This window comes from Trichocoleus sp. ST-U2, from assembly GCF_039961875.1.
In the GTDB taxonomy this organism is placed as follows: Bacteria; Cyanobacteriota; Cyanobacteriia; order Cyanobacteriales; family FACHB-T130; genus FACHB-T130.
Genome location: NZ_JAMPJY010000014.1, coordinates 127960 through 134173, shown reverse-complemented (window position 1 = coordinate 134173; position 6214 = coordinate 127960). Strand labels below are relative to the sequence as shown.

Genomic DNA, 6214 nt, shown 5'->3' with positions numbered 1-6214 from the left:
CCCTTGTTTGTGCCATTGCAATAGCAACACTAGCAGATTCACGAGCAAGTAATGGCGAGGACTGAGGCACTGGTGGAGATGAGCTTGGTAGAATGGAGGCAGCATTTTTTGGGATAGGCTTGTGGTCAAGTATCAAGCCTATCTTTTTTTGTGCTTAGCGACTCTATCCCTTGCTACACATCTGCTTCAAGCTTCCTGTTACCCCCTGAGGTCTTCAGCTTTAAATCTTGGCGCTGCTGCCAACGCTTCTTCAACTGAGATTTTTTCAACTCTCGCAGCCGCAGCCGCAACTGATTTACATTAGGATTCTGTTTACCATAGCGCCAACTGACATAAGCTTGGGTAATCTCGTCAATTGCCTTAGCAGATTCTGGTGGCTGGTGTTGATACGCCAGATAAGCGTACTCCAAGGGCGTCTGGGCTGGATGTTTGGCATATCCCTGAGTGCGTAGATTTGCCAACATTTCCTGATAAAGACTTTCCATTGGAGGCAGCTTCGCTAACCAGCGACGATACAGCCATACACGCACACCATTCCAAGCCAGCCAGCCCAAGAAACCCAAGCAAATGGCTAAGATGAGACCGGCGAACAAGCCCACCCAACCCCTAGATAACAGCGCCCACAGCCAGATGATTCCCCCAATCAGCCAGGTAGTAATTGCACCGAACACGTTATTCAACCAACTGGTGAGTGGCGAAGGCAACCAACCAGCTACCCACTTCCAGAATTGGCGCAACACGCTAAAAGTTTGGTCTTCTTCAATTGAAGGAGGGATGAGTGGATGCGTGGGAATCGGATCGAAAGCAAACCAACCGTTACTCGGAAAATACACCTCCGTCATCATATAGGCATCAGTGTTGCGGACGATGTATAAGCCAGTGAAGGGATTGAACTCGCCAGGGGCAAAGCCCCCCACCAGTCGCGCCGGGATGCCAATCGAGCGCAACATGATCGTGAGGACGCTGGAAAAGTGGTCTGGATAGCCGCCTTTGTACTTGAAAAGAAACGCCTCTACTAAGTCTTCGTTTTCATCCAAAAATGGCAAGCTATTGGGATCGGGTGGAATTGTGTAGTTTTGTTTGAGATATTGAGCCAAGTAGAGGGCTTTTTCGTAAGGCGAAGTGATGGGTTTTCTTGACTTCGCTAAGATTTCTTCCGTTAGCTGCCTCACTTTGTCAGCAATTTGCGGAGGAACTTGCAGATAGTAATTTCGGATGGGTTTGGAATAGTCCGTGGACGCCTGCCCCAAGCGAGTGCGATCGCGGTAAGGAACTTCTGAAACTACCGTGTACGTGAGTCCCTCCTGCAACAGTGCAGGCGATCGCACGCTGCCTTCTGTATCCAGTGCCACTCTTTGCGTGGGATAGTAGAGTTCCTTGGGAAACGCCAGGGCTGGCAGCAGATTCGCCATATCAGACACCACAGTGTAGGTCTGAATCACTTCCCTGGTTTTCCCAGTAATAAACTGCCTAGGGATAAAAAATCGGTATGACCAAGGTGGACGTTGTACCGTCTGCGTTTGATTGTCGCGTGAAATCTCCCAACCTTGACCCGTGTAGCGGTCGAACCCCAGCACCCGCCAAAATCCCTCTGACTGGGAGCGTACCCGCATCAAAACCTTGGGCTTCATCTCTCCCCGCAGGTTCTGGTTAATCTTGCTGTTAAAGCCGTAGTAAAAGGTATCATCGACATTGCCAGGGCCAGTGTCTTGGTTTGACCCGCTACCAGAACCTCCCTTGCCTTGTTTACCAGGGTTGACAATGCCACGGTTATTGCTGGGAAAATCCTTTTGGGCGAGATTGCTGGGGGCACTGACGGGAAATGTCTGTAGCTGATAGCTAGGAAACCGAGGCATCAGGGCAAAAATGGTCAGCCCCAGTCCTACAATCGCTAAAAAGTTGATACTGAAAAATTTCCAATTAAAAATTGGGGAATTCCCCTTTTTTAATTTTTCATTTTTCATTTTTAAGTGTTCCAAACCGAGCCGCGAACGGTAATCTAGCACCAATACCGGCAGCCCGATGCCTAAGAATAATAGCAATATGGGTGCAAAAGCGAACGTCTGGCTCACCGTCCCAGCAACACCCAATAAAATCAGCCCGATTACCATCGAATAGCCCAAGTCCTTGCGACGAGGTAGATCGAAGCTGTGCAGCACTTGCAGATGAATTAACAACTCTGCCAGCACCAGCCGGGTATCGTTCAATTGACCAAACAGATTTCTCAAGAAAACTGCCAGTGCCACCAACATTCCAATCGCCAGTAAGAACTTCACTGGCACATTGCGATCGCGTCGTCGATACCAACTCCACGTCGCCCCGGCAATGCTGAGCGGCACAGCCCACAAGCTAATCTGCGTCTCGGCTGCCACATCCGTCGCAATGATTCCTACCACCACGAGCGCCTGCACCAGCACCCGCAACAGAATGGATTCTTCCGTTTCGGGCATCGGCATCGCCGCTAGCCGCTGCCTAAACTGATTAAAAACTGGTAGACGCCGCATACTGGTGATTGGTCAATCGCTAATTGCTCATTGCTAATTGTTCTATCACAGTTAGCCATTCGCCATTCGCCATTTAGTTACCGACCGCGATCGCAAAAATCAGCGGTTGCCGATCCAGTTCCTGAAACTGAATTTCCAGAGGATAAGTCTGGTTGGGTTCCAAATCAAAGGATTCTACACTCAAATAGCCCGGATAAGTGCGCTGTGCCGTTGCCAAGCCTTGCGGGGTTCGTAAGGTTAACCTACCGCCGCGAGGCAAGCGCGTCTCAATCCGGCATCTGGGAACCCGCCCCTCTAACTGATATTCTGCCCTGAGAGTCATCAGTCCAACTGTCGTCTGCCACTGCCGCTCTACCGGCTGCCGATCCGGCGATACAGGCAGCGTCAGCGCGTTGATGATTTCTCTAGCCGCCAATAAGGACAGCGCCATTTGTTGGCTGTCTGTCGCCTCTTCATAACGATTTGTAAACAGTTGCTGCTCTTGAGGAGAACGGGTCGGATAGAGCAGCACCAATCCTGCTAACTGGTTCAGTGCCTGGGGTTGCCCTGGAAATAAGGCACTGGCGGCACGCACCATTTTTGCTCCCTGTTGCAGCGGCGACTGCATCGCCTCCTGGCAAGAGTTTAGCAGTTGTGTTAAAACCGTTTCGGGTAGGGTGACTGGCAGACTGAAGTTAGAGAGCTGCGGTGCCCATAGGGGAACCCAGCTGTTTACTTCGCTGTCTGAATAGTCAGGTTCATAATTACGAATTTCCGTCTCCCAGGGAAACAGGGGCGGATTCCGTTCAATTTCTGTTTGTAGTTTGCGCTTCAAAAGCGCATGGAAACGATTTTGCACAGTCGGTATTTCTCCTCCCAAGTTGAGTGGTTGACAGCCTTGGGTCGCTTCACCGAAGTGGTCGGTCACTACGCTCAAGTCTTCTGAATCCAGTGGGTCTAACGCATCCAATTCCAGCTCTGCCGCCACCAAGTCGTCTGTAGGAGCAGGCGGCTCTTGGGGTGGTGGCGCTGCTAGAGGATCGCCATCCTCTAGCAGACTTGCCAGAAAGCGGTTTTCGATCGCTTCGGAATTGTTGTCTAGGTCACTATTCATCTTGAGATGCACTTGCTCCGGATACTGAACGATTGCGAATTTCCCAGGCAATCTCTAGCAGCTTGAACCACCGCTTCTCAACCTGGGAGACCGTACAACCCAAAGTTTGAGCGATCGCTGCATTTGGGAATCCCTGTTGCTTTAATCGTAGTAATTCCGCCTGCTCTTGGCTCAGCATTCCTTGAAATGTTTGCCACTGTTGCGGCGTCAAACCCAAATTCCGTTCTAAATCTGCTTCCAACCACTGATGCACCAGTTCCCAGCGCTGGGAAAGAGCAAATCGAATCAAATGATATTTGAAGCGTTGCTGCAAATAATCCCTTTGGCGCGGCGTCAAACCTAAAATTGCTTCAATTTCCCCGGCGGATAAATCTTTCAGACGCAAAGTAAAATAATCGGCGCATTCAGTTTGCTGGCGCTCTTTCAGATAAGCCAGCAACTCCTTAATCACCGTCTGGCGCAGGCTTTTTTCCAGGGGTTCGGATTCGTGAGCGACCATCGCCTCCCGCACCTGCTGCACCGTCGCTTCATTCCAAACCGAGTCGGAATCAGTGGCAGATCCCTCTGCCGCTTGCTCCATATCTACGGAAGTTTCCGGGGGTTGTTGTTGCGAAAAAGTTTGCGCCCGCAGGATGATTAATTGCTGAGTGCGATGACCGGGCAAAGGAATGCGCCGCTTGCCGTAGCGCTCAGCAAAAGCCATATACTCTGCCAGTTCTAACAAAGTATGAGGACGATACGCCGGACCCATTCCGCTTTCTCGTCGAAATGCATTTAAGGACTCAGCATAAAATCCCTGTAAGAAATCTTCTATCAGAGTCAGCCGCGCCTGGTAGCTCGTAGGCACCTGCGACGGTGTAATGTAGCGATAGATAATCGCACTGAGGGTGCTGTGTAACTCTACCCGTCCCCGGTGTGCCCCCATTTGGTAATAATGAAGACATTGTTTCAGGCGAAGACGAGCCAATGTTGTTGCCCAGGTTTCGATGTCTCCTGAGTCCTGGATGCGCTTACTCTCAGTGCAAATCCGGGCGACTTCGCTAGAGATGCGCGCCGCAACCTCACGACAGTTCTGCTCCGACGCCTTGGATGACTCTCGGAGTTCGTTAAATAGTAGTTGAAAGATTGCATCCACCACTCTCTGGTAGATTTCCCCACAATGGCTGATTGTTGTCAAAACCCTAGCATACCCAACTACGACACGTTAACGGCAGAAGACCCCAAATAGTCCTTATGAACTTAGACCAACAAATTCAAGCTCTGATTGACAAAGCGTCCCTCTATCGCATCCCACCTAAGTGGATTACGGAAATCGCACCCGTTCTTGTAGACTATGCGACTGAGCTGCAACATTCCGAGTATTACATTCTCCAGAGTCAGGAAGATGGTTGGCTGTTGACGACCCTTAGCAATCGCGCCCAAGTCAATCTCGAAAAAAATGTGATACACGCCTTTTCAACTTTAGAAGACGCCAACCTTTTCTCTTCCGTGCCAGATCCGGAAATTATTGCCTTGCCAGAACCTGTAACTCACATTTTGTTTGAAATGGTTGGCAGAGATATTGTTGATAGCACGATTTTCTTTGAAACTCCCGGTAATCGTACCACCGGGGCTGAAATTTTTCGGGAAAATTTGCTGAACCGGATTAAAGAACACCGGCAACAACACTGGCCTTCCTTCAACTCTAATCCCAGAAATTTGCCCCCCGATATCGCTTGAGTCATGGGCTTTTTGTAGGGTGGTGTTGTCCGCCCTACGAATCATTATGATTCTTTGAGCGTGTAACGCCGAATAAACCCTGCTAATTTTTAGATTTTTTAATAAACCGGATTCAATCCGCTGCAACGTTCGTCAGATTAACTGACCCCCGTGGAAACGCCAACGCGGAAATAAAATTCGCATGATGGTATGCGACGCCAGATAGACGCTCAGCCACACGAGACTGTAGTGCAGCACAAACCATTGCAACGGCAGCTCCCGTCCTACACCCGGTAAGCTAAATATTTTCACCAGCAACCCGATAAAAACTGCTTCCCAAATACCGGCAAGCAACTGTAAAGCTCCAGGCCAATCTCGATCCCAACGGAATTTCTGGATATAGTCATATAGGAGATCCCAGCCGAGTCCAAAGACCGCAACATACCCTAGTATCCAGAAAAAAAGCGAGTCGGCACCGGGACCAATGACGCCCAAAGCAAAGGGCAACGTTACCAACGTGCCCAGTGTTGCTAGTAGAAATAATCGGGTTTGCCAACGACCGAAGAGTGTCGGAGTCATGGTAAATTTTTAATCCACTTACCGCATCAGTTTTCAAGCTTCAGTTCGGGCAGTCCGGACGTTTCTTTCTTGCGTAAATGACCTTCATAGACTGTTCCGACTTCTAGCTTAGATGGGCATTTCACCCACACAGAATTTCCAACAATTGGCAACCCTGTCGTTTCAGACATGACATTTGCTTCTTCGGGGTCGGAAATACAGCCAAAACCCATGTAGTCAGCGATTTCCTTCATCGTTAAATCTTCTAGAAGGTAGCTGCTGCTCATCTCGGCTTCTTTACACTTGAACAGCCTGACTTCAGGTAAAACTTCGTTAAAAATTTTGAGTTTTCGCACTTTAT

General features: G+C 49.6%; 6 protein-coding genes. 1 reads left to right on the top strand and 5 read right to left on the bottom strand.

All coding sequences use genetic code 11. The annotated features are described in order from the left end of the window. Positions 1 to 173: 173 nt before the first annotated feature. The 3 genes from NC996_RS12190 to hetZ form a co-directional block, all read right to left on the bottom strand. Entirely contained in the window at positions 174 to 2504 is a 2331-nt protein-coding gene (locus NC996_RS12190; protein ID WP_199303205.1) for a DUF3488 and DUF4129 domain-containing transglutaminase family protein, read from the bottom strand. 73 nt (positions 2505 to 2577) lie between these two features. Continuing rightward, entirely contained in the window at positions 2578 to 3597 is a 1020-nt protein-coding gene (locus NC996_RS12185; RefSeq protein WP_190687477.1) for a hypothetical protein, read from the bottom strand. Further along, positions 3590 to 4732, bottom strand: coding sequence for a heterocyst differentiation protein HetZ (gene hetZ / locus NC996_RS12180; RefSeq protein WP_190687474.1), 1143 nt, complete (start codon positions 4730 to 4732; stop codon positions 3590 to 3592). Before hetZ ends, NC996_RS12185 begins: the two co-directional genes overlap by 8 nt. Positions 4733 to 4830: 98 nt before the next feature. On the opposite strand from hetZ, the gene NC996_RS12175 reads away from it, so the two are divergent. Beyond that, on the top strand, positions 4831 to 5316 hold the full coding sequence (locus tag NC996_RS12175) for a hypothetical protein (RefSeq protein WP_190536067.1): 486 nt from the start codon (positions 4831 to 4833) through the stop codon (positions 5314 to 5316). Positions 5317 to 5448: 132 nt separating this feature from the next. Here the strand turns inward: NC996_RS12175 and NC996_RS12170 are convergent, their stop codons facing one another. Then, entirely contained in the window at positions 5449 to 5874 is a 426-nt protein-coding gene (locus NC996_RS12170) for a hypothetical protein (protein WP_190687472.1), read from the bottom strand. Between the two features lie 26 nt (positions 5875 to 5900). Then, positions 5901 to 6209 (bottom strand): hypothetical protein, encoded by a 309-nt coding sequence (locus tag NC996_RS12165; RefSeq protein ID WP_190410289.1) that lies wholly within the window; start codon positions 6207 to 6209, stop codon positions 5901 to 5903. Between the last annotated feature and the right edge of the window lie 5 nt (positions 6210 to 6214).